A 21,812-nucleotide genomic window follows, 5' to 3' on the forward strand; every position below is an offset into this window, starting at 1 on the left:
CCTGAGGGAGGACGTATGCCCCGAATCTCCGTCACTGTCGACGGTATCCACTACGAGGAGGACGTCGAGCCGCGGCTCCTGCTCGTTCACCTGCTACGAGAACGCCTGGGCAAGACCGGCACCCCCGTGGGCTGCGACACCAGCAACTGCGGCGCCTGCACGGTCATGCTCGACGGCAAGAGCGTCAAGAGCTGCTCGGTGCTCGCCGTCCAGGCCGACGGCTGCGACGTCGTCACCATCGAGGGCCTGGGCGCCAACGGCGCCCTGCATCCGATGCAGCAGGCCTTCCACGAAGAGCACGCGCTGCAGTGCGGCTACTGCACGCCCGGCATGGTCATGGCAGCGATAGACCTGCTCAGGGAAGATCCGGATCCGTCCGAGGAGACGATCAGGCAGGGGCTGGAGGGCAACCTCTGCCGCTGCACCGGATACTGCAACATCGTGCGCGCGGTACGCAGGGGCGCGCAGGAGATGGGTCAGGCGGTGCGCACGCCATGACCACGCAGGAGGTAGGACGGCCGCGCAAGCGGAAAGAGGACGCCAGGCTGCTGACGGGGCGCACGCAGTGGACGGACAACCTCTCGCGGCCGGGCACGCTGCACGTGATGTTCCTGCGCAGCCCGATGGCGCACGCGAGGATCACCAGGGTCGACGTGTCGGGGGCACGCGGCCTGCCGGGGGTCGTGGCGGCCTTCAGCGGCCAGGACTTCGAGGCCGAGCAGGGCAGCCTGCCGTGCGCGTGGCCGCGCAGCGGCGACACGGTCGTCCCCGACCACCCGCCGATGGCGGTCTCGCAGGTGCGTTACGTCGGCGAGGCGGTGGCCTGCGTGGTGGCCACCGACCGGTACCGCGCCGCGGACGCCCTGGAGGCGATCGAGGTCGACTACGAGCAGCTTCCCGCGGTCCTCGACATGAACGAGGCGCTCGGCGACTCCGCCGCCAAGGTGCACGAGACGGGCAACCAGGCCTTCACCTTCAGGGAGACCTCGGGTGACCTGGAGGCCGCGTTCAGGGACGCCCCCGTGGTGATCGACCGCACGTTCGTGCAGCAACGGCTGATCCCGAGCGCGATGGAGCCGCGGGCGGTGTTGTGCGACACCGACGGCGACTCGTTCACGATGTGGACGTCCACCCAGATCCCCCACATCCTGCGCACCATGCTGGCGCTGGTGACCGGCGTGGCCGAGCACAAGCTCCGCGTGGTGGCGCCCGACGTGGGCGGCGGTTTCGGCTCGAAGCTGCAGGTCACCGCAGAGGAGGTGCTGTGCCTGCTGCTGGCGCGCAAGCTGGGCAGGCCGGTGAAGTGGACGGAGTCGCGCTCCGAGGGCAACCTGACGGTGCACCACGGCCGTGACCAGATCCAGCATCTGCGGCTGGCGGCCGACGCCGACGGGCGCATCCGCGGCCTCCAGGTGGAGCTGCTGGCCGACATGGGCGCCTACCTGGTGCTGCTGACGCCGGCGGTCCCGCTGCTCGGGGCGCAGATGTTCAACGCCATCTACAAGATGGACGCCTACGAGTTCGCCTGCACGGGCGTGTTCACCACGAAGATGCCGACGGACGCCTACCGCGGCGCGGGACGCCCCGAGGCCACGTTCGGCATCGAGCGCATGATGGACGAGCTGGCCGCCGAGCTGCGGATGGACCCGCTGGAGGTGCGGCGGCGCAACTGGATCAAGCACGAGGAGTTCCCCTACACGACGATCTCGGGCCTGACCTACGACTCGGGCAACTACGAGGCGGCGACGGACCGGGCGACGGCCCTGTTCGGCTACGACAAGCTGCGCGCGGAACAGAACGACCGGCGTGACAGGGGCGACCCCGTCCAGCTCGGGATCGGTGTCAGCACGTACACGGAGATGTGCGGGCTGGGCCCGTCCCGGTGGTTCGGCGAGAACAACGCGGGAGCGGGCGGCTGGGAGCACGGCTCGGTGCGGGTGCTGCCCACCGGCAAGGTGGAGGTCGTCACCGGCAGCTCGCCGCACGGGCAGGGCCACGTGACGGCGTGGAGCCAGATCGTGGCCGACGCGCTCGGCGTGCCGTTCGAGGACGTCACGGTGCTGCACGGCGACACGGCGATCTCGCCCAAGGGCCTGGACACCTACGGCTCGCGCTCGCTGACGATCGGCGGCATCGCGGTGCTCAAGGCGTGCGACAAGGTCACGGACAAGGCCCGCAAGCTGGCCGCGCACGTGCTCGAATGCTCGCCGGACGACCTGGAGTTCGAGGCGGGCGCGTTCACGGTGCGGGGCACCGGCTCGCAGAAGACCATCCAGGAGCTGGCACTGGCCGCGTTCGCGGCGCACGACCTGCCCGACGGGGTGGAGGCTAGGCTGGACTCCGACGTCACGTTCGACCCGGAGAACTTCTCCTTCCCGCACGGCACCCACCTGTGCGCCGTGGAGGTGGACACCGAGACGGGCATGGTGAAGATCCGCTCGTACGTGGCGGTGGACGACGTCGGCAAGGTCGTCAACCCGCTGATCGTGGACGGCCAGCTGCACGGCGGCATCGCCCAGGGCATCGCGCAGGCGTTGTTCGAGGAGGCCGTGTACGACGCCGACGGCAACCTGCTGACCGCCACGATGGCCGACTACCTGCTCCCCTCGGCCGCCGACCTGCCGGACTTCGCCCTCGACAGGACCGAGTCCCCGGCGACCAGCAACCCGCTGGGCGTCAAGGGCGTGGGCGAGGCGGGCACGATCGCCTCGACCCCCGCCGTGGTGAACGCGATCGTGGACGCCCTGCGCCCGCGCGGCGTGGCCGACGTCCGGATGCCCTGCACGCCCGAGCGCGTCTGGCGTGCCCTGGAAGGAGTCAGGCGATGATTCCCGCGCAGTTCGAGTACGTGCGGCCCGGCTCGCTGGCCGAGGCGTGCCGGGAGCTCGGCTCCGACGAGGACGCCAAGGTCCTGGCGGGCGGGCAGTCGCTGCTGCCGTTCCTGCGGCTGCGGCTGGCCTACCCGTCGAAGCTGGTGGACATCGGCCGGCTGGCCGACCTGAAGGGCGTGCACGACCGCGGCGACCACGTCTACATCGGCGCGATGACCACGCACGACGAGGTCATGCGCTCGCCCGTGGTGACGGCGGGCTGCCCGCTGGTGGCGCTGGCGGCGGCGCACGTGGCCGATCCGGCGATCCGGCACCGCGGCACGTTCGGCGGCTCGCTGGCGCACGCGGACCCGGCCGGTGACCTGCCGGCCGTGGTGCTGGCGCTGGACGCGGTGTTCGTGGCGGCCTCGGCGGACGGCGAGCGGGAGATCCCGGCGGCGGAGTTCTTCGTCGACTACCTGGAGTCGTCGCTGCGGCAGGGCGAGATCCTGGCCGGGGTGCGCATTCCGAAGCTGGGCGAGGGCTGGGGCTTCCACTACGAGAAGTTCCACCGGACCGCGCAGGCGTGGGCGATCGTCGGCGTGGCGGCGGCGGTCAGGCGCTCGAACGGCTCGATCTCCGAGGCCAGGATCGGGCTGACGAACATGGGCCCGACGCCGCTGCGCGCGCGTGCCACCGAGTCGGCTCTGGAGGGTGTGGAGCTGGGCGACCAGGTGCGCAGGGCGTGCGCGGAGGCGGCGGCGGACACCTCGCCGCCGGCCGATCTGCACGCCCAGCCCGACTACCGGCGGCACCTGGCCAGGGTGCTGACCGACCGCGCGGTACGGGCGGCGGCCGGATCGCCCTGATCTGTGTCGGGGGCGCCTCTTCCGGGGCGCCCCCGTGCCGTCGTAGGGTCACTGGCATCGGAGAAGGAGCGGATCGATGGCGATGCGGTTCGAGCACGAGTTCACTGTTCCCGTACCGATCGAGCAGGCCTGGGCCGTGTTGCTCGACGTCGAGCGGGTCGCGCCGTGCCTGCCCGGCGCGACGCTGGACATCTTCGAGGGTGACGAGTTCACCGGCAGGATGAAGGTCAAGGTCGGCCCGATCACGGTCACCTATCGCGGCACGGCCAGATTCGAGGACGTGGACAAGGACTCCTACTCGCTCACCATCCAGGCGTCGGGCAAGGAGGCCCGGGGCTCCGGCACGGCCTCCGCCACGGTCAGGGCGCGCATGGAGGCGCGCGAGGACGCCACGCTGGTGACGGTGGAGACGTCGTTCAACGTGACCGGCAGGCCCGCCCAGTTCGGCCGGGGCGTGATGGCCGAGGTCGGCGGCAGGCTCATCGAGAAGTTCGCGGCGAACCTGGCCGACCTGCTCTCGGAGCCCACGGTCGAGCCGGTGGCGCCCGCCCAGGACGAGCAGGAGGAGCGGCATCTCAGCGCGGTGCCGGAGCAGGAGGACGCCAGGCCGGCGGGCACGCTGCGCACGTCACGCTCGCCCGACGAGGAGGCGCTCGACCTGCTGGAGATCGCCGGACAGCCGCTGCTGAAGCGGCTGGCGCCCGTCGTGGGCGGCCTCGCGCTGCTATTTGTCGTTATTTGGGTCATACGTCGGCTTATGCGCTGATTTTCAGCAAATACTCCCTAAAGTCCGGACGCTTCCGCTGCTCTGGGGGAAGTGTCACTCCCGCTGGGGAACTAGGGGGAGGACTTGCGGATGCCGGACTGCACCGTTGTCGTCATCACCTACAACGACGCGGACCGCCTGCCCAGGGCCGTGCGTTCCGTGCTCCGGCAGTCGCTGCGCGACCTGGAGGTGATCATCTCCGACGACGCCAGCACGGACGGCACGCCGGAGGTGGCACGGCGGCTCGCGCGGGCCGATCCGCGCGTGCGGTACCTGCGCAGGCCGGTCAACAGCGGCGGCTGCGGGGCGCCGCGCAACGACGGGATCGACGCGGCCGCCTCGCCGTACGTGATGTTCCTGGACAGCGACGACGAGCTGCCCAGGCACGCGTGCAAGAGCCTGCTCACGGAGATCGAGCGGACCGGGGCCGACTTCGTGTCGGGGCAGATCTCCCGGCTGTTCGAGCCGAGCGGGCGGCTGCGGCCGTACTACCCGTCGCTGTTCGAGCGGCGGCGGGTGGTCGAGGGCATCAGGCAGGAGCCGGAGCTGTTCCTCGACTGCTTCAGCACCAACAAGCTCTACAGCGTGGACTTCCTGCGCGAGCACGTGCTGCGCTTCCCCGAGGACATCCACTACGAGGACCACGTCTTCGCCGCCGAGCTGTACGCGGTGGCGCGCAGGTTCGCGATCGTGCCGTGGACGGTCTACCACTGGCACCGGGCCCCCACGAACGACTCCATCTCGCTGAGCATCGACGACCTGGCGAACGTGCGGCAGCGGATGATCGCGGCCCGCCTGAGCGACGACCTGCTGCGCGAGCACGGGGCCGCGGACCTGGTGCCGCACCGGCAGTACCGGTTCCTCCGCCAGGACCTGCGGGTCTACCTCAACCCGCTGCCGCTGCGGGACGCGGTGTGGGTCAAGGAGTTCGCCGCGATCGTGCGGCCGTACCTGGAGGAGATCCCGGACGAGGTGTTCGAGCGGGTCGACCCGCTGGACCGGGTCTGCTGCCAGCTCATCCTGGACGACCGGACCGAGGACCTGCGGGTCGCGGCCGCCTCGCTGACCGGGCCGCGGGCCGCGCCCCGGGCGGCGGTGCAGCTCGACGGGCGCACGTACTGGGGCACGGCGGTCTCCCCCCGCCTGGACATCACCGCGCTGCGGCTGGCCGAGCTGCCCTTCAGCGCCTCCAGGCTGCGGCACGAGGTCGCCGCCCTGTCCTCGGACGGCGAGCGGGTGCGGATGACCGTGCGCACGTACGACCCGTTCGGCGCGCTGCCGGTGGACTGGACGGCGTTCCTGCTGCTCGGCAGGGAACGCGTGCCGATCAGGCCCGAGCCGTCGGGCGAGGGCGGGTACGTCACCCACGTCACGTTCACGCCCAGCGGCAGGTGCGAGCCGCGCATCGGCTTCACCAGGACCTCCGACGGGCACACCACCACCGACCGGATCATCGCCGACCCGCGCACCGAGCCGATCGAGCTGCCCGGGTGCACGCTCAGGGCCGAGGGGTACGCCGCGTACCTGTGCGTGCGGCCCGACCCCGCTCCCCGGGTGTTGTGGCGGCGGGTCAGGCGGCGGCTGATGAAGCGGGTCAGCACGCCGGCGAACAAGCTGCGCGCGTACAAGGTGCTGATCAGGGTGCTGCCGAGGCGCCGGAACCTGGCGCTGTTCGAGTCGGACGTGGGCAAGGGGTACAGCGGCAGCCCCCGCGCCATCTACGAGGAGATCCGGCGGCGCGGCCTGCCCATCGAGGCCGTCTGGTCGGTGGCCAGGGGGCGCGGGAACTTCCCCGCCGACGCCCGGCTCGTGCGCCGGGGAAGCTGGCGCTACGTCTACACCATGGCCAGGGCCGGGATCTGGGTCGACAGCCACGGCTTCCCGCTGGACTACCCCAAGCCGCGCGGCACCCGCTACCTGCAGACCTGGCACGGGCAGGGGATCAAGTCGATCGGGTTCGACGCGCCGGACCTGCGCGGCGACTTCGACGGGCCGCGCGCGCGATGGCGGGCCGCCGTGGCGCGATGGGACGCGCTGGTGTCGCCGAGCGAGGAGTTCTCGCGGGTGTTCCTGCCGTCGAACGGGTACTCGGGCAAGGTGTACCGGTGCGGGACGCCGCGGTGCGACGCGCTCGTCCAGGCCCGGCCGTCCGACGACGTGCGGCGGCGGCTGGAGGTGCCCCCCGGGCGCCAGGTCCTGCTCTACGCGCCCACCTACCGGGACCGCGCGAAGCACAGCGGCAGGTCCGTGCGGGTGGACCTGGAGCTGCTGGCCGAGGAGCTGGCCGACGACTGGGTGGTCGTCCTGCGCACGCATCCGGTCGAGCGGTACAGCCCGCCCGAGCATCTGCGGCACTTCGTCCGCGACGCCGGGTCCTACCCCGACATCAACGAGCTGATGCTGGCCTCGGACGCGCTGCTGACCGACTACTCCTCCGTCATGTGCGACTACGCCCTGACGGGCAAGCCGATGATCTTCTTCATCGACGACTGGGACGACTACCGGCTCTCCGAACGCGGCGTCTATCACGACCTGCCCGCCATCGCGCCGGGCCCGTGCCTGACCACGAGCGAGGACCTGGTGGCGGTGCTGCGCGCGCTGCCCGCCGTGCACGAGGCGTACGCCGAGCGCTACGCGGCCTTCCACCGCCTGTGGTGCGCCGACGAGCACGGGGACGCGGCGGCCAGGATCGTCTCCGACTTCTTCGAGGAGGCCGTGCGATGACCGTCGTGTTCACCTGCCTGGACGCCGACACGCTCGGCGGCGTCCAGCAGGTCACCCACACCCTCGCCCAGGGGCTGGCGCGGCGCGGCCACGAGGTGCACGTGATCGGGCTGCAGCGGGCCGCCGCGCCGTTCCGGTACGTGGACCGGCCGCTCTACCACCACCACGTCGTCGGCGGCCGGCCGGCGGCGGGCGCTCTGGCGCGCAGGCGGGCCGACCGGCGGCTCAGGGCGCTGCTCGGGGAGATCGGGCCCGGCTACGCGGTCATGACCTCGCCGTCCGTGGTGGCCAGGGCCGCGCGGCTGCTGCCCGGCTCCCTGCGGCCGATCGGGCAGTACCACGGGTCCTACGACCACGCTCGCGACTGCTGGCACCTGGCCTCGATCAGGCGCCACTACCCGGGCCTCGACCAGGCGGTCTTCCTGAGCGAGGACGACGCCCGGCTGTTCTCGGAGCACGCGCTGCTGCCCAACGCCAGCGCGCTGCCGAACCCGCTGGCCGCCTGGCCCGCGGAGATGTCCGTGCTGGAGTCGCCCCGGGTGCTGGGGGTGGGGCGGCTGGAGGCCGTCAAGCGCTTCGACCGGCTGATCACCGCGTTCGCCCGGTCGGGCGCGCCCGAGCCGTGGGAGCTGCACCTCATCGGGGACGGCGGCGAGCTCGAACGGCTGCGCGCGCACGCCCGCTCGCAGGGGGTGGCGGATCGGGTGGTGTTCCGGGGGCGGGTGCCGGCCGCCGACCTGCCCGCCGAGTACCTCCGCGCCTCCGTGCTGGGGCTGACCAGCGAGTACGAGGGGTTGCCCGTGGTGCTGCTGGAGTCGGCGGCGCACGGGGTGCCCGCCGTGGCCTTCGACGTGTCGGGGGGCGTGCGGTCGGCGGGGCCCGTGCTGGTCCCGCCGGGGGACGTGGACGCGTTCGCGGTGGAGCTGGGGCGGCTGGTGGACGACGAGGAGGAGCGGCGCCGGCTGGGCGCCGACGCCCGCGCCCGCGTCGAGGCCTTCCGCCTGGGGCACGTGCTGGACCGCTGGGAGTCGCTGTTCGCGCACATCGAGCGCTGACCGCTGTTCGCGCCATCGAGCGCTGACCGCTGTTCGCGCACGTCGAGCGCCGACTCCCAGCGCCGCCCGTCAGACGGGTTCGGTGAGCTCCCTGCGCTGCTGCGGGACACCGGCCAGCGACCGCTGGCGGGTGGTGAGCAGCGCGGCGACCGGGCTCGGCTCGCGGAGCCGGTTGAAGCGGTCACGCATGCTCTTGCGCATGCGCGACGCCTTGCGCTTCTGCATCGTCTTCTGGCACGCCACCACGTGCTCCTTGGACGGCTTGGGCACCCCGCTCAGCTCGTAGCCCATGGACTCCAGCCGATCCCCCAGCATGTGCTCGCACAGCGCGATCTCCCAGTCGTCGAGCCGGTTCGCCCAGCTCCCGACACGGCTGCGGGTGACCTCGCGGTGCGTGTTGCTGTGCCAGACCTTGTGCTGCGGCACCGCCACGCTGGCCGCCTCGCGCGGCGAGATCATGGCCGGCGAGAAGTCCTCCTCCAGGAAGTGGCAGAGCTTCTTCAGCTCGGTCATCGGGTCGTCCGTGAGGTCCTCGTAGCGCAGCTCGTAGTAGGTGTCCGAGGCCAGCGTGCGCTTCAGCCTGCCGCCCGCGTCGATGGCCTCCGCCCAGGTGGAGACGGCGTGGAAGGAGTCCAGGGTGTACCAGGGCATCTCCTTCAGCGAGGCCACGCAGTCGCGGCCGTCCCTGATGAGGTGGATGAACTGGGCGTCGGGGAAGAGCCGCAGGAGGAGGTCCACCTGCTTGACGTAGCTGGGCCGCTTGTCGCCCCAGCGGGCCTTGTCGAAGCGGTCGGCGTACATGCGGAAGGCGGTGCCGATGACCGAGCCGAGCGAGCCGGGGCCCTCGATGGACTGCCGGACGAACTCGTTCTTGTCGATCTTGAGCTCGCGGAACTTGGTGCTGCGGTCGGTCGCGATCCACTCCGCCAGGGCGCGGCGCCGCTGGGCGACCCGGAGGTCGCCCCACGTGCGGCGGCGGTAATAAGCGGGAACGAGGAAGCGCGTCTCCGGAGGCACCGCCAGACGGGGGTGCGAGTGGAGCATGAGCTGGAGCATCGTGGTGCCGGACCGCGGACATCCGATGACGAAGACTGGTCGGTCGGACATGTCGTACTAACCCCCGAAAATCTAGACGAGAACGTGCTCTCGGCTCTCCTGAGGCGAGCCCGCGCCGTGCCTGCGCGTGAAGAGCCACATCCGGTAGACAAGGAAGACCTCGTTGGCGAGCAGCAGGAGCCCCGACAGCGCGGCGAGCGGGATCAGCGCCCATGCCCCCGCTATGGGCGCGATCACGAACACCGCCGCGTGGAACTCGATGCCGCTCACCAGGTGCGATCGCACGCGGTGCCGGGCCAGGAACCTGTTGAGCCGCCTGAAGAGCCGGAAGAAGGCGCGCGGCCGGGAGGTCCGCCCCAGCCCCGCCCGCTCGGACTCCTGACCGGGAAGGGGATCCGGCCCGGTGAGAGGGTCCGGGTGAAGCAGGGGATCCGGGCCGAGAAGGGGATCCGGGCCCAGGAGAGGATCCGGGCCCAGGAGAGGATCCGCATCCGCCAGGAGATCCGGCTCCTGACGCTCCTCCCTGACCGCCTCGCGCACGCGCTTCATCTGCGGCGCGTTGACGTACCTGAACAGGTCCAGGACCGCCACCGCCGCGCCGAGCACGACGTAGCTCACATCGCCGGTCAGCGCGTACTGCCCGTAGGCCAGGCCCCCCGCGCACAGCACCACCCTGATGCGATCGCCCACGTAGTCGAGCCAGAGACCGAACGGCGTCCCGGTGCCCTTGAGCCGGGCGATTTTGCCGTCCACGCAGTCGATCATGAAGCTCAGATAGAAGAAGCCTGCGCCTGCTATGAGGTGGTTCGCCGCGAAACAGGCGGCCGACACCATGCCGAGGACCAGTGAGAGCACCGTTAGTCCGTTGGGTGTCATCCGGGTGCGGTTGGCGACGGGAAGTGCGACCCGGCAGGCGACCGGGTCCACGAAATACACGGTCCACCAGGAGTCTCTCCGCTTGCGTGTCTCGTAGACGTCATCCAGCGAATAGGTCCTCATGCCTCCCAGCATGACCACGCGACGCGCCGGAACGATTACTGTCTGGAACTACTGGGGGATGTCCATGCCGCTTCTTGACCAACCCGGCACGGAGAACCGCCACACGGCGCCGCCCGTGGCGTCCCTGCACCAGTTCTTGAGGACGAGCCCGCGCATCTCGGCCCGCACCTGGAGCTTCCAGGGGCCGCCGCCCTCCAGCCGGTGCGGATCGACGGCGGCCACGACGCCGTAGCGGCCGCGACGCCGCGTCTCCAGGGGGACCCGGCGACGGCCGTCGCTGAGCCACAGGCCGACCTTGGGGACCTTGCGATCGACGCGGTGGATGCCCACGTACGCGCGCAGGCGGTACTCGGCGCCGGTCCACTCGCACGACTCGACCCTGGCGATCAGCTTGAGCTCCTCGCGGGCGTCGAACACCTCGTCGGGGATGCGCAGGCGGCGGTCGCGGAAGAAGGGGTAGTCGCCGTACCAGTTGGTGGTGCGCATCCCGCGCGGCACCACGCGCGTGACGTCCTCGCGCCCGCGCCGGAACTCGCGCACCGTGCGCAGCTCCGCGAGCAGGCCGCGCCTGAGCAGGTGCAGCTCCAGGCGGCGCAGCGACGGCGCGGAGCCCAGCACGTGCGGCCCCAGCGCGGCCAGCCACTCGTGCGCCAGCTCCAGCAGCGGCCCCGGATCCCCCTCGCAGTGCTCCAGCGCCTGGAACAGGAAGACGGTGTCCTTCTCCAGCACGAGCGCGTCGAAGCCGTCGAGCAGCTCGGGCGCCCGGTCGTCCAGGAAGGCGCGCACCGAGCGGATGGCCGCCAGCCGCTCGCCCAGGTTGGGCAGCTCGGAGCGGCGCTGGGTGATCGAGGTCTCCCCCTCCTCGCGCTTGCGCCAGTGGTAGACGACCTCGCCCACCATGTCCACGCTGGTCGCGAGCACGTGGGCCTGCATGGCGACCGGCACGTCCTCGTAGATGCCCGAGGGGAACGCCAGGCCGGCGCGCTCCCAGAAGTCGCGCCGGTAGACCTTGTTCCACACCGTGCGGTCCCTGACCAGCACCTGCTTGTCGGTGATGTGCGTGCACAGCTGCGGGCGCCTGAACACCTTCTCGTGCAGGATCGACTCCTCCAGCTCGCCGTCCAGCAGCCGCCGCACCGCGCCGCACGCCAGGTCGGAGCCGGTCTCGGAGAGCCTGCCGACGAGCAGCTCGTACGCCTCGGGCGGCACCACGTCGTCACCGTCGGCGAAGGCCAGGTACGAGCCCCGCGCCTGCCTGATCCCCTGGTTGCGGGCCGGCCCCGGCCCCAGGTTGCGCTGGCCGATCAGCACGAAGCGGTCGTCCCTGGCCACGAAGTCCTCGGCGATGCGCCGGCTGCCGTCCACGGAGCCGTCGTCCACCAGCACCACCTCCAGGTCCTCCAGGGTCTGGGCGGCCAGTGACTTCAGGCACTCGGCGAGGTACGGCTCCACGTTGTAGATCGGGACGATGACGCTGAGCAGGGGGATCATGCCGGATTCGCTCCTTGGCTCGGTACCGGTTCGAGGGCAGCATGCCTCGGTGGCCGACCGGATTCCGTGTCCGATGACTGTCCCTGATGAGCTCTTTACCGGACGCGTAATCCGCTACGTTGTGCAAGAGATCAATGACAAAGAGTAAGGGGGCCGACGGTGTTGAGGGAGGTCCAGGGCGATGACCTGGCGGACATGCGCCGTTGGCGCAACCATCCGCGCGTGCGCGCCGCCAGCTTCACCACGCACGAGATCACGGAGGACGAGCATCTGCGCTGGTGGGCGGCCGTCCGCACCGACCCCGGCAGGCGGGTCCTGATCTACGACCACCACGGCGTCGCCACGGGGGTGGTGACCTACTCCGACCTCACGCCCGAGAGCGCCACCTGGGGTTACTACCTCGACCTGGCCACGCTGGAGCGGCAGGGCAGCCTGCTGCGGGCCTGGATCGGGCTGGAGCGGGCGGCTGTGGGGCACGCCTTCGGCCCGCTCGGGCTGCGCAGGCTGCGCGGCGAGGTGCTCGACGGCAACGAGCCGGTCATGCGGCTGCACAGGCGGTTCGGGTTCGTCGAGGTGGGCCGGCGCAAGCAGGTCGTGGACGGGGTGACGCGCGACGCCGTGACCTTCGAGATCAGGAAGGAAGAAGGATGATCTCCATCGGAGGACGGGCGATCGGGCCGGGACATCCGCCGTTCGTCGTGGCCGAGCTGTCCGGCAACCACAACGGCGACCTGGAGCGGGCGCTGGCCATCGTGGACGCGGTGGCCGACGCGGGGGCGCACGCGCTGAAGCTGCAGACGTACACGCCCGACACGCTGACCATCGACTGCGACGCCCCGCCGTTCCGGCTGGGCGAGGAGCACGAGCTGTGGGGCGGGGAGAGCCTCTACCGGCTCTTCGAGCGGGCGCACACGCCGTGGGCGTGGCACGAGCCGATCTTCGCGCGGGCGCGGGAGCGGGGGCTGGCGGCGTTCTCGGCGCCGTTCGACCCGACGGCGGTCGAGCTGCTGGAGAAGCTGGGCGTGCCGGCGTACAAGATCGCCTCTTCGGAGATCGTGGACCTGCCGCTGATCCGGCTGGCGGCCGGCACGGGCAAGCCGCTGATCATCTCCACCGGGATGGCCACCGTCTCCGAGATCGAGGCGGCGGTGTCGGCGGCCCGGGGGGCCGGGTGCACGCAGCTCGCCGTGCTGTCGTGCACGGCGTCCTACCCCGCCAGCCCGTCGGAGAGCAACCTGCGCGCGCTGCCGCTGCTGGCCGCGATCACGGGCGAGGTCGTGGGGCTGTCCGACCACACGCCCGGGCTCGGCGCCGCGCTGGCGGCGGTGGCGCTGGGAGCCTGTGTGATCGAGAAGCACGTCACCCTGTCACGGGCCGACGGCGGGGTGGACTCGGCCTTCTCGCTGGAGCCGGCCGAGCTGGCGGCACTGGTGGTGGAGAGCGAGCGGGCCTGGGAGTCGCTGGGCGAGGTGGCGATCGGGCCGCGGCCGTCCGAGCGGGAGGGGCTGCGCTTCCGCCGCTCTCTGTACGTGGTGCGCGACGTGAGCGCGGGCGAGCCCGTGACGCCGGAGAACGTCCGCTCGATCCGGCCCGCCGGCGGCCTGCCTCCCGACTCCGCCGCGACGGTCATGGGGCGGCGGTTCACCCGCGACGTCCCCTTCGGCACGCCGCTGACCTGGGATCTGATCTAGCAGATCCCGAGCAGGGCGTCGGCGACGCGTTCGCGGCCCCTGCCGTCCACCAGGCCGCTCCCCCGACGGCCGTGCTCCTCGCGGGCGGCGGGGTCGGCGAGCAGGCGGGCCAGCAGGCCGGTCGCCGCCGGGTCCGCCGCGCGCCCGAGCCCGGCCGCCGCGCCCCTGCCCACCAGCTCCTCGTAGCCGATGAGCTGGTTGTCGGCGACCCAGGTCAGCGCCGTCGGGACGCCCAGGTAGAGCAGCTCCCAGACGGCCGATCCGGCCGCCGTGACGACCAGGTCGGCCGCGGCCATCAGCTCGGGCAGCCGGTCCGTCGGCGGGATGACGGTGATCGGCCCGCCCGCCTCGAACGGGGCCGGGCTGACGACCGTGCCGAGGAAGGGCCGCCCGGTGGCGTTGAGCGCCCGCGCCCACGCCGGGGCGACGCCGCCGCTGTCCGTGCCGCCGAAGAAGCACAGCACCCTGGGCACCGTGCTCCCGCCCGGGGCCGCCCTGGTGCGCCGGCGCACGCTGTCGCGCAGCAGCGCGTACCGGGCTCCGGCCAGCCGCCTGGCGGGCAGCGGGAAGGGCCGCCGCTCGGCGCCGAGGTTCTGGTCGAGGTAGAGGTCGGCCTCCTGGCCGAGCGGATCGCCGTCGATCAGGGCCAGCACCGCGAACCGGGCCTCGCGCAGCACCGCCCCGGTCCGCGCGGGCAGGTCGTAGGAGTCGAGCACCACGGCGTCCAGGCGCAGCTCGCAGGCCAGCGCGGCCAGCCTGTCGGGCTCGCGCGGCGCCGGCACCAGCGGGAAGCCGCGCTCGCGGAGCTGCGCCCGCGCCCACGCCGAGCCGCAGATCTCGCCGAGGAAGACCACCCCGGCGCCCCGCGCGCACAGCTCCTCGGCCAGTGCCACGCAGCGCACCAGATGCCCGACCCCGCTCCTCACCCCGGCATCGCAGCGCAGGCCCACCCGCGCGGGGCGTGCCGGGCCGGTCACGCGTCCTGCAGGGCCTTCTGCCGCACGTGCGCGTTGAGCCCGCACACCTCGGGCCGCTCGCGCAGCCAGCCCACCAGGGTCCTGACCGGCACGCACCGGTCGCCCAGCTCGGCCACCACCGCCGAGATGAGCCGCCAGTCGTCCTCGGTGTCGAGCGTGACCCGCAGGTCGTCGGCGGCGGGCCGGTAGGCGAGCCCGAGCAGCCGCGCCTCGCCCGGCTGCTCGTAGAGGTAGGAGGTGACGTGCGTGCGGTGGTAGCCGGTGGCCTCGGCGTCGGCGCGGGCGAAGGCTGCGCGGCTCGCTAGCTCCACGTCGACACCGCGCGGCAGCGTACGCGCCAAACTGGTGCTCAGGTAGTCGAGCCCGGGCACGGCGCGGAAGACCAGCGCCGCCTCCCTGATCACCTCCGGGTCCAGCAGCGGGCAGTCGGCGGTGAACCGCATGACGGCGTCCCACCGCCGCCCCGCCAGCGCCTGCGCGAACCGGGTCAGCACGTCGTCGACGGGCCCCCGGTGGCAGGCGACGCCCAGCCGGTGGCACTCGGCCACGACCGCGTCGTCGGCCGGCTCGGTGGTGGTGGCCACGACGAGGTCGTCCAGCGCTCCCGCTTCACGCGCGGCGCGGACCACCCAGCCCAGCACAGAGCGGCCGCCCAGCTCTCGCAGCACCTTTCCGGGTAGACGGGTTGAGCCCATACGGGCCTGAACAATTCCGACAATACGCACCGAAGCCCCATTCCCCCGTGTGACAGCGCGTGATTATCCGATCGCGCTATGCTACCGCCTGCCACGACGACTACAGCGCGTAAAGCGCGAATCCAGGGGGCCACGTGAGCATTCTCAGTGGATCGTCGATTCTGATCACCGGAGGAACGGGGTCCTTCGGCAAGGCGTTCATCCGCCACGCGCTCGACTCACTCGCGGTCCGGCGCCTGGTGGTCTTCTCCCGCGACGAGCTCAAGCAGTACGAGGCCAGGCAGCTCTTCGGCGACGACGAGCGGCTGCGCTGGTTCATCGGCGACATCCGCGACCGCGACCGGCTCACCCGCGCCATGCACGGCGTCGACCACGTCGTGCACGCCGCCGCGCTCAAGCAGGTCGACACCGCCGAGTACAACCCGTTCGAGTACGTCCGCACCAACGTGGCCGGCTCGCAGAACGTCGTGGAGGCCGCCATCGACTGCGGCGTGCGCAAGGTCGTCGCGCTCTCCACCGACAAGGCGTCCAGCCCGATCAACCTCTACGGCGCCACGAAGCTGGTCGCCGACAAGCTCTTCGTCTCGGCCAACCACTACGCCGCCGCCCACGAGACCCGCTTCTCCGTGGTCCGCTACGGCAACGTCGTCGGCAGCAGGGGCTCGGTGATCCCCCTGTTCCAGCGGCTCGCGCAGCAGGGCAGCAGCCTGCCGATCACCGACAAGCGCATGACCAGGTTCTGGATCACGCTGGAGCAGGCGGTCAGGTTCGTGGTCGACTCCTTCGACCTCATGCAGGGCGGCGAGCTGTACGTGCCGCGCATCCCCAGCATGCGCATCACCGACCTGGCCGAGGCGCTGGCCCCCAGCAGCTCGATCTACGAGATCGGCGTCCGGCCCGGCGAGAAGCTGCACGAGGAGATGATCGGCCCCGACGACGGCCGCAGGACGCTGCGCCTGGAAGACCGCTTCGTCGTCCAGCCCACGATCGCGACCTGGGGTTACGCGCCACCGCACACCGGCGAGCTGCTGCCGGAGGGCTTCTCCTACCGCTCCGACACCAACGAGCAGTGGCTGTCGGTCGACGACCTGCGCGACATGGTGGCCGGCTGATGCTGCCCTACGGCCGGCAGTCGATCGCGGAGTCCGACGTCGAGGCCGTCGCCGAGGTGCTGCGCGGCGACTGGCTGACGACCGGGCCCGCGGTCGGCCGGTTCGAGGCCGAGCTGGCCCGCTGGACGGGCGGCGTGCCGTGCGTGTCGGTCACGTCGGGCACCGCGGCGCTGCACGTCGCCTACGTGGCGGCCGGGGTCGGAGCGGGCGACGAGGTGGTCACCTCGCCGCTGACGTTCGTGGCCACGGCCGCCACGGCCGCCCTCCTCGGCGCCCGGGTGCGCTTCGCCGACGTGCGGCCCGACACCGGCAACCTCGACCCCGACGCCGCCGCCGCGCTGGTCACCTCCAGGACCCGGGCCGTCACGGCGGTCGACTACGCCGGCCATCCCGCCGACTACGACGAGCTGCGGCAGGTCGCCTCCGAGGCCGGAGCCGTGCTCGTGGCCGACGCCGCCCACTCGATCGGGTCGGCGTACAAGGACCGGCAGGTGGGCTCGCTGGCCGACCTGACCACGTTCTCGTTCTTCCCGACCAAGACCGTGACGACGGCGGAGGGCGGCGCCGTGGCGGCGGCCGACCCCGAGTTGCTGCGGCGGGCCGCCCGGTTCCGGAACCACGGCCTGGTCAGGGAGCCCGCCGAGCAGCGCCACCCCGGCGAGGGCGGCTGGCACCAGGAGGTGCACGCGTTCGGGCTCAACTACCGGCTGCCCGACGTGCTGTGCGCGCTCGGCGTCAGCCAGTTGCGCAGGCTGGAGCGCTTCCGCGAGCGGCGGGCCGAGCTCGTCGAGCGGTACGACGCGATGCTGCGCCACGTGCCCGGGCTGACGCTGCCGGCCCAGCGCGCGTACGTGCGGCCGAGCTGGCACCTCTACCCGGTCAGGGTCGGTGACGGGCGGCGGCGCGAGGTGTACGAGCGCATGCGGGCCGCCGGTATAGGGGTGCAGGTCAACTACGTGCCGGCCTACTGGCACCCGGTGTTCGAGGACCTCGGCTACCGGCGCGGCCTGTGCCCCCACGCCGAGGCGTACTACGCGCAGGAGCTGTCGCTGCCGCTGTTCCCCGGCCTGACCGACGCCCAGCAGGAGCACGTCGTGGAGACGCTGGCCGGCATCCTGCGGTAGCTAGCGCTCGGCCAGCAGCAGGCAGCCGTCCTCGCCGCGGTCGATCAGGAAGCGCCGCTCGTCCACCGTCGCGACCGCCCGCTGCCTCGTACGCACGAGGGGCCGGATGGCGGTGCCCTGGTCGATCACCACCTCCCACCACGACTCGTGCCCCACGCGCTCGTCGATGTCGGCCAGCGGCACCCGCGCGTGGAAGTCCTGCCCGGCCAGCGCCACGGGGAAGTACATCTCCTCGCCGTCGCTCCTGCGCTGCAGCCGCAGCACCGGCTCGCCGTCCCCCACGTCGGTCATCTCCCCCGAGAAGATCAGCTCGCCGTCGTCCACGCGGTACTCGCCGATGACCGCGTTGGCCGTGCGCAGCCGCACGCCCCAGGCGCCCTTCGCGTTGCGCGCCGGCACCAGCCACACCCCGGACTTCCGCCGCGGCACCGGGATCAGCGGCGGCAGCCAGCGCGGCCCCGCCACCCGCCCGTCCAGCCGCAGGCCGTGCCCTCTGAGCTGCACCTTCAGGTCCCAGTGGCCGTGCCGGGCGAGCTGACCGCGCGACAGGGCGCCGGGGTCGAAGGCGAACCTGAAGGGGAACGCGTGCTCCGGCAGCCGCCCCCCGTCCTCCTGCTCGACGCTCTCCCAGACGGGCACGCTCTCCTCGTCGGACAGCGGCACCACGTCGCCGGTCCCCCGCTCCTGCATCCACGTGCGCACCCGCACCCGGCGCAGCTCCCCCACGTCGAACCGGCCCACGGCCACCCGTCCCGAGCCGTGCAGCACGCCGTCGCTCCAGTCGACGCTCACCAGCCTGGTCTGCAACGCCAGCTCCCCGGAGACCTCGGAGAGCTGCTCCGGCATCGCCGGGTGGCGGCCGTACCAGCGCTTGCGCAGCAGCCCGACCGAGCCGATCCTGGGCCGCAGCCGCCCGTCCTCCGCCTGCGCGTGGATGCCCGCCAGCTCGCCGAGGCGGCGCTCGTGCAGCAGGTGCACCAGGAGCCGCTGCTCGAACGGCAGGCTCTGCCAGGCCTCGCGCGACACGCCGTCGAGGTAGCGCACCGCCAGGTCCACCAGGTCGGGGTCGGCCGAGCCGCCCATCGCGGCCAGCGCCTCCACGGCGACGGCCATGTCGATGTCCAGCGTGTCGCGGTCGAAGTCGGGCTTGAGCTTCGGCGCGCCGGCGGCCAGCAGGCCGGCGGTCTGCAGCACCGACAGCAGCCGGTCGCGCAGGTTTCCCGGCTCCAGGCGGCGCTGGGTGATGGAGGCGTCCGGCTCGTCGCGGTGGCGCCAGTGGTAGACGACCCTGGCCAGCACGTCCACCGAGCGGGCGCCGATGTGGGCGGCCATGGCCACGGGCTGGTCCTCGTACATGCGCTCGGGGAAGCTCAGGCCCAGGGCGTCCCAGAAGGAGCGGCGGTAGACCTTGTTCCACAACATGCGGTCACGGATCAGCAGCGGGTGGCGGGTGATGTGGGTGCGCCTGGCGGGCCTGGCGAACGCCTCCCGGTGCGCCCACGACGGGACGAGCAGGTTGCGGTAGAGGCGCATGACGTTGCCGCAGGCCAGGTCGGAGCCGGAGTCCTCCAGCGACGACACCAGGCGCTTGAACGCGTCGCGCGGGACGGTGTCGTCTCCGTCCACGAACGCGAGGTACTCGCCGCTCGCGTGGCGCACCCCGACGTTGCGGGCGTGACCCACCCCATGGTTGTCCTGCCTGATGAGGGTGATGCGCGGGTCGTCCTCGATCGCGGACTCGACGACGGCCGCACCCTGGTCGGCGCTGCCGTCGTCCACGCAGATCACCTCCAGCTCCTCCAGCGTCTGGGCCGCTATGGAGTCAAGGCAGGGTCCGATGTACTTCTCGACGTTGTGGAACGGGACGATCACCGAAAGAACCGGCACATGCACTCCTCATCGTTTCCTCAGCTCGTTTCCTCAGCCCGACAGCAGGCGGATGACGCGGCGGGCGACCTTGCGGGGGCGGGCCAGGCGGCGGGAGAGGCGGTAGCCGAGCGTCCGGCGGTAGGCGGTGGCCTTGCGCTGGGTCCTGCGCAGCTTGGCCTTGGCCCGCACCAGCTCGCGCTCGCGGTAGGAGAGCTTGGTCTCCAGGCGGGAGATCCTCGCCAGGGCGGCGGTGAGCTGGTCGGCCAGGCGGTCGCGGGCGCCCAGCAGGTCGCGGTACGTCGGGGCGTGCTCGGCCAGCTCGGCGGGCTGGCCCAGCTCGGCGTCCAGCTTGCGGGCCCGGTCGAGGTCGCCCGCGTCGCAGGGCCGCCCGGCCATGCCGCACAGCGTCAGCGTGAGCTGCTCGGCCTCCAGCGGCCACGGCCAGGGATGGTGGTGCCCCGCCGCCAGCAGCCTGACCGCGAACCGCCACAGGATCCGGCACAGCACGACCCGCGGCCCCGGCGGCACGGCCGGCCCCACGGGCGGGTTGACCGCGGCGAACCGCTCGCCGTCGTAGACCAGGCTGTCGGTCGCCGCCGACACGTCGCCGCCCGACTCCAGCCAGCCTGCCAGCCCGGCGAGCACCTCGCGCACGGTCCTGACGTCCTCGCGGGCGCACGCCTCGACGAGGATCTCCTCGACCACCCGGCCCGCCGGGATCGGCCGCTCCTGGCCGCCGGGCAGGCGCCTGGTGCCGGCGGCGGTGAGCTCGTACAGGGCCGGGCCCTCCTCGATGAGGCCCAGCGGCAGCTCCACCGCCCGCGGCTGACCGTCGGGGCGGGGCGTCCTGGTGGCCACGACCAGCCACAGCGGGGCCAGCTCCTCCCCCAGGCGGTGCCTGAACACCAGCCGGGACAGCCGCAGCGGGTCGGCCACCAGCATCCGGTCGCCGTCCCTGGCGCTCAGCGGGAACGTCAGCGCCTCGGGCAGCTCGAACGCCAGCGCCTCCCTGGACAGCAGCGACCGCGGGGCCCGCCGGTCGGGGTAGGCCGCGTAACAGCGTTGCAGGCTCAGCCCCGCCGATTCGAGGCCCAGGTCGAGCGCCTCGGGGCCGCTGGGGTAGCTCGGGTCGAAGCCGTGCGGCGCCCACTGGTCGTCGGCGCACTCACGGTCGGCCGGCCTGGCCTCGATGAAGCGGTCCACGCCCAGGTCGTTGCGTACGCCGAGGACCAGCCTGCCGCCGGGTGCGACGAGGTCGGCCAGGGCGCCCAGCGACTCGCTCCAGGCCGCGGCCGGCGCCTCGGCCGAGTGGGTGCGCAGCAGCCCGTCCATCGCCAGCACCAGGTCGTACGGCTCCTCCGCGTCCAGCAGCTCCAGCCGGCCGCAGAACACCTCCAGCTCGGGGTGCCGGGCCCCCAGCGCGCAGGCGTCAGGGTAGGAGCGCAGCAGCGCGGCGGCCGACGGGGCGCGCGCGACCACGTCGTCCACCAGCGTGCGCGGATGCGGGCCGACCAGCAGCACCCGCCCGCTCTCCGGGACCGTCCGCCTGATCAGCTCCAGCGCCGCGCCCCGCCACTCGGTGACGCCGCCCATCGCGGCCATGTCCGACCACAGCAGCATCTCCCCGCCGATCAACCGGACGTTCTCGGGCGCCTCGTCGCTCGTCGGGGCCTTCATGCGGTGCGCACCCGCTTCCATCCGAACATCTGCCGTAGCTCCTCCGGTGTCGCCTGATACTCGAATCCCAGCTCGCGCCGCGCCACCTCCGCCGCCACCCCGGGATCGACGTGCGTGCCGTGCAGCTCCGGCCAGAGCCGTCTGCGGCGGGCCGTGCCGCCGTACTCGGGGCGTTCGTCCTCGAACTGCATCGGATCGCCGTACACGGCCACCTCGCAGCCCACCGAGGCGCCGTAGAACAGCGCGCTGCCGAGCCGGTTGGAGGCCACCCTGCGGTGGCGCCGCAACTCGACGAGCTGCTTGCGCAGGAAGTCGCGGCCCTTTCCCTCCCAGCGGGATCCACGCTCGCCATGGCAGATGACCCGGAAACCCCTCGATTCATACGAACGTCGAATGTCCGGATTTGCATATTCAAGCCAATAAAGACAGACCGTTACAGGGCCAATCTCGACATCTCGGATTTCATCGGCAAGTCGGGCGTGGTCGCCGCTGACGGAATGTTTTTCCCATCCATGAAAGGGATACCAGATCGTACCCTTGCGTTCAGGCAGCACGCCGAGCGCCGGCTCCAGGTGAAGGAGATAGATCCAGGGGGCGCCGATCAGGTAGTGGCCCCTGCGGCCCATCGACCAGCCCCTGCGCCGCAACACGTCCGACCAGACGAAGCGGGGGTATCCGGGGCTGCACCAGTGGTCGTTCGGGGGAAATCCGTGCAGATAGTTCCATCCGTGCTGAAGGAAGCCCTGGATGCGTTTCGGCGCCTCGTCCGTCAGGCCACAGTACGCGCCGAGTATGCGGGAGTGCCCGTACCAGTGATTGGATTCGTCCATCATTCCCCCCGTACGGTTGCCGTGGTCCCATCCGACATTCCCAGCCCTCCTCGGGGGTCACGCCTCG

General features: G+C 72.0%; 18 protein-coding genes. 10 read left to right on the plus strand and 8 right to left on the minus strand.

Going from position 1 to position 21,812, the window contains the following annotated elements; genetic code table 11:
* The first annotated feature begins 15 nt into the window (after positions 1 to 15).
* The 6 genes from HD597_RS45275 (at position 16) to HD597_RS45300 (ending at position 8,224) form a co-directional block, all read left to right on the plus strand.
* Positions 16 to 498 carry a (2Fe-2S)-binding protein gene (locus HD597_RS45275; RefSeq protein ID WP_253752552.1) on the plus strand — a complete coding sequence of 161 codons (483 nt, stop codon included), beginning with the start codon at positions 16 to 18 and terminating at the stop codon, positions 496 to 498.
* Positions 495 to 2,828, plus strand: a complete 2,334-nt coding sequence (locus tag HD597_RS45280) for a xanthine dehydrogenase family protein molybdopterin-binding subunit (RefSeq protein WP_253752555.1) — start codon at positions 495 to 497, stop codon at positions 2,826 to 2,828. The genes HD597_RS45275 and HD597_RS45280 overlap by 4 nt, the downstream gene beginning before the upstream one ends.
* Positions 2,825 to 3,679, plus strand: a complete 855-nt coding sequence (locus HD597_RS45285) for an FAD binding domain-containing protein (protein WP_253752558.1) — start codon at positions 2,825 to 2,827, stop codon at positions 3,677 to 3,679. The genes HD597_RS45280 and HD597_RS45285 overlap by 4 nt, the downstream gene beginning before the upstream one ends.
* 76 nt (positions 3,680 to 3,755) lie before the next feature.
* The gene (locus HD597_RS45290; protein WP_253752562.1) at positions 3,756 to 4,445 is read left to right on the plus strand and encodes an SRPBCC family protein; all 690 of its coding nucleotides are present in this window, start codon (positions 3,756 to 3,758) and stop codon (positions 4,443 to 4,445) included.
* A 90-nt stretch (positions 4,446 to 4,535) separates the two neighbouring features.
* On the plus strand, positions 4,536 to 7,169 hold the full coding sequence (locus HD597_RS45295) for a CDP-glycerol:glycerophosphate glycerophosphotransferase (RefSeq protein ID WP_253752565.1): 2,634 nt from the start codon (positions 4,536 to 4,538) through the stop codon (positions 7,167 to 7,169).
* On the plus strand, positions 7,166 to 8,224 hold the full coding sequence (locus HD597_RS45300) for a glycosyltransferase (RefSeq protein WP_253752568.1): 1,059 nt from the start codon (positions 7,166 to 7,168) through the stop codon (positions 8,222 to 8,224). Before HD597_RS45295 ends, HD597_RS45300 begins: the two co-directional genes overlap by 4 nt.
* A gap of 69 nt (positions 8,225 to 8,293) precedes the next feature.
* On the opposite strand, the gene HD597_RS45305 is transcribed toward HD597_RS45300, so the two are convergent.
* From HD597_RS45305 to HD597_RS45315, 3 genes are read right to left on the minus strand one after another with little or no spacing between them, the layout of a single operon-like run.
* Entirely contained in the window at positions 8,294 to 9,331 is a 1,038-nt protein-coding gene (locus HD597_RS45305) for a sulfotransferase family protein (RefSeq protein ID WP_253752571.1), read from the minus strand.
* 21 nt (positions 9,332 to 9,352) lie between these two features.
* Entirely contained in the window at positions 9,353 to 10,279 is a 927-nt protein-coding gene (locus HD597_RS45310; protein WP_253752574.1) for a CDP-alcohol phosphatidyltransferase family protein, read from the minus strand.
* 48 nt (positions 10,280 to 10,327) lie between these two features.
* Positions 10,328 to 11,770: a glycosyltransferase family 2 protein gene (locus HD597_RS45315; protein WP_253752577.1), complete on the minus strand. Its 1,443-nt coding sequence runs from the start codon at positions 11,768 to 11,770 to the stop codon at positions 10,328 to 10,330.
* A gap of 159 nt (positions 11,771 to 11,929) precedes the next feature.
* Between HD597_RS45315 and HD597_RS45320 the strand changes: the two genes are divergently transcribed.
* Positions 11,930 to 12,421: a GNAT family N-acetyltransferase gene (locus tag HD597_RS45320; protein WP_253752580.1), complete on the plus strand. Its 492-nt coding sequence runs from the start codon at positions 11,930 to 11,932 to the stop codon at positions 12,419 to 12,421.
* Entirely contained in the window at positions 12,418 to 13,461 is a 1,044-nt protein-coding gene (pseI, locus tag HD597_RS45325; protein ID WP_253752583.1) for a pseudaminic acid synthase, read from the plus strand. Before HD597_RS45320 ends, pseI begins: the two co-directional genes overlap by 4 nt.
* On the opposite strand, the gene HD597_RS45330 is transcribed toward pseI, so the two are convergent.
* Complete coding sequence (locus HD597_RS45330; RefSeq protein ID WP_253752586.1) at positions 13,458 to 14,387, minus strand: PseG/SpsG family protein; 930 nt, start codon at positions 14,385 to 14,387, stop codon at positions 13,458 to 13,460. The genes pseI and HD597_RS45330 overlap by 4 nt on opposite strands.
* A gap of 47 nt (positions 14,388 to 14,434) precedes the next feature.
* Positions 14,435 to 15,163, minus strand: a complete 729-nt coding sequence (locus HD597_RS45335) for a cytidylyltransferase domain-containing protein (protein ID WP_308210829.1) — start codon at positions 15,161 to 15,163, stop codon at positions 14,435 to 14,437.
* Positions 15,164 to 15,267: 104 nt separating this feature from the next.
* Here HD597_RS45335 and pseB point away from each other — a divergent pair, with 104 nt between their 5' ends.
* Together pseB and HD597_RS45345 are read left to right on the plus strand one after the other, a co-directional pair.
* Positions 15,268 to 16,245 carry a UDP-N-acetylglucosamine 4,6-dehydratase (inverting) gene (pseB, locus tag HD597_RS45340; protein WP_253752606.1) on the plus strand — a complete coding sequence of 326 codons (978 nt, stop codon included), beginning with the start codon at positions 15,268 to 15,270 and terminating at the stop codon, positions 16,243 to 16,245.
* Positions 16,245 to 17,369 carry a DegT/DnrJ/EryC1/StrS family aminotransferase gene (locus HD597_RS45345; RefSeq protein WP_253752609.1) on the plus strand — a complete coding sequence of 375 codons (1,125 nt, stop codon included), beginning with the start codon at positions 16,245 to 16,247 and terminating at the stop codon, positions 17,367 to 17,369. The genes pseB and HD597_RS45345 overlap by 1 nt, the downstream gene beginning before the upstream one ends.
* On the opposite strand, the gene HD597_RS45350 is transcribed toward HD597_RS45345, so the two are convergent.
* The 3 genes from HD597_RS45350 to HD597_RS45360 are packed head-to-tail and all read right to left on the minus strand — an operon-like array spanning position 17,370 to position 21,748.
* A complete protein-coding gene (locus HD597_RS45350) occupies positions 17,370 to 19,256 on the minus strand; it encodes a glycosyltransferase family 2 protein (protein ID WP_253752612.1) in 1,887 nt (628 codons plus the stop codon).
* A 33-nt stretch (positions 19,257 to 19,289) separates the two neighbouring features.
* Positions 19,290 to 20,915 (minus strand): class I SAM-dependent methyltransferase, encoded by a 1,626-nt coding sequence (locus HD597_RS45355; RefSeq protein WP_253752615.1) that lies wholly within the window; start codon positions 20,913 to 20,915, stop codon positions 19,290 to 19,292.
* A complete protein-coding gene (locus HD597_RS45360) occupies positions 20,912 to 21,748 on the minus strand; it encodes a hypothetical protein (RefSeq protein WP_253752618.1) in 837 nt (278 codons plus the stop codon). The genes HD597_RS45355 and HD597_RS45360 overlap by 4 nt, the downstream gene beginning before the upstream one ends.
* Positions 21,749 to 21,812: the final 64 nt, after the last annotated feature.

Origin of the sequence: Nonomuraea thailandensis (assembly GCF_024172165.1) — a bacterium.
GTDB lineage: Bacteria > Actinomycetota > Actinomycetes > Streptosporangiales > Streptosporangiaceae > Nonomuraea > Nonomuraea thailandensis.

What these genes read in the sequence shown, in the direction of transcription:
- HD597_RS45280 (WP_253752555.1), top strand. Translation starts at nt 495, where the DNA reads ATGACCACGCAGGAGGTAGGACGGCCGCGCAAGCGGAAAGAGGACGCC.
- HD597_RS45305 (WP_253752571.1), bottom strand. Translation starts at nt 9,331, where the DNA reads ATGTCCGACCGACCAGTCTTCGTCATCGGATGTCCGCGGTCCGGCACC.
- pseI (WP_253752583.1), top strand. Translation starts at nt 12,418, where the DNA reads ATGATCTCCATCGGAGGACGGGCGATCGGGCCGGGACATCCGCCGTTC.
- HD597_RS45360 (WP_253752618.1), bottom strand. Translation starts at nt 21,748, where the DNA reads ATGATGGACGAATCCAATCACTGGTACGGGCACTCCCGCATACTCGGC.
- HD597_RS45275 (WP_253752552.1), top strand. Translation starts at nt 16, where the DNA reads ATGCCCCGAATCTCCGTCACTGTCGACGGTATCCACTACGAGGAGGAC.
- HD597_RS45300 (WP_253752568.1), top strand. Translation starts at nt 7,166, where the DNA reads ATGACCGTCGTGTTCACCTGCCTGGACGCCGACACGCTCGGCGGCGTC.
- HD597_RS45285 (WP_253752558.1), top strand. Translation starts at nt 2,825, where the DNA reads ATGATTCCCGCGCAGTTCGAGTACGTGCGGCCCGGCTCGCTGGCCGAG.
- HD597_RS45310 (WP_253752574.1), bottom strand. Translation starts at nt 10,279, where the DNA reads ATGAGGACCTATTCGCTGGATGACGTCTACGAGACACGCAAGCGGAGA.
- HD597_RS45295 (WP_253752565.1), top strand. Translation starts at nt 4,536, where the DNA reads ATGCCGGACTGCACCGTTGTCGTCATCACCTACAACGACGCGGACCGC.
- HD597_RS45355 (WP_253752615.1), bottom strand. Translation starts at nt 20,915, where the DNA reads ATGAAGGCCCCGACGAGCGACGAGGCGCCCGAGAACGTCCGGTTGATC.
- HD597_RS45315 (WP_253752577.1), bottom strand. Translation starts at nt 11,770, where the DNA reads ATGATCCCCCTGCTCAGCGTCATCGTCCCGATCTACAACGTGGAGCCG.
- HD597_RS45345 (WP_253752609.1), top strand. Translation starts at nt 16,245, where the DNA reads ATGCTGCCCTACGGCCGGCAGTCGATCGCGGAGTCCGACGTCGAGGCC.
- HD597_RS45290 (WP_253752562.1), top strand. Translation starts at nt 3,756, where the DNA reads ATGGCGATGCGGTTCGAGCACGAGTTCACTGTTCCCGTACCGATCGAG.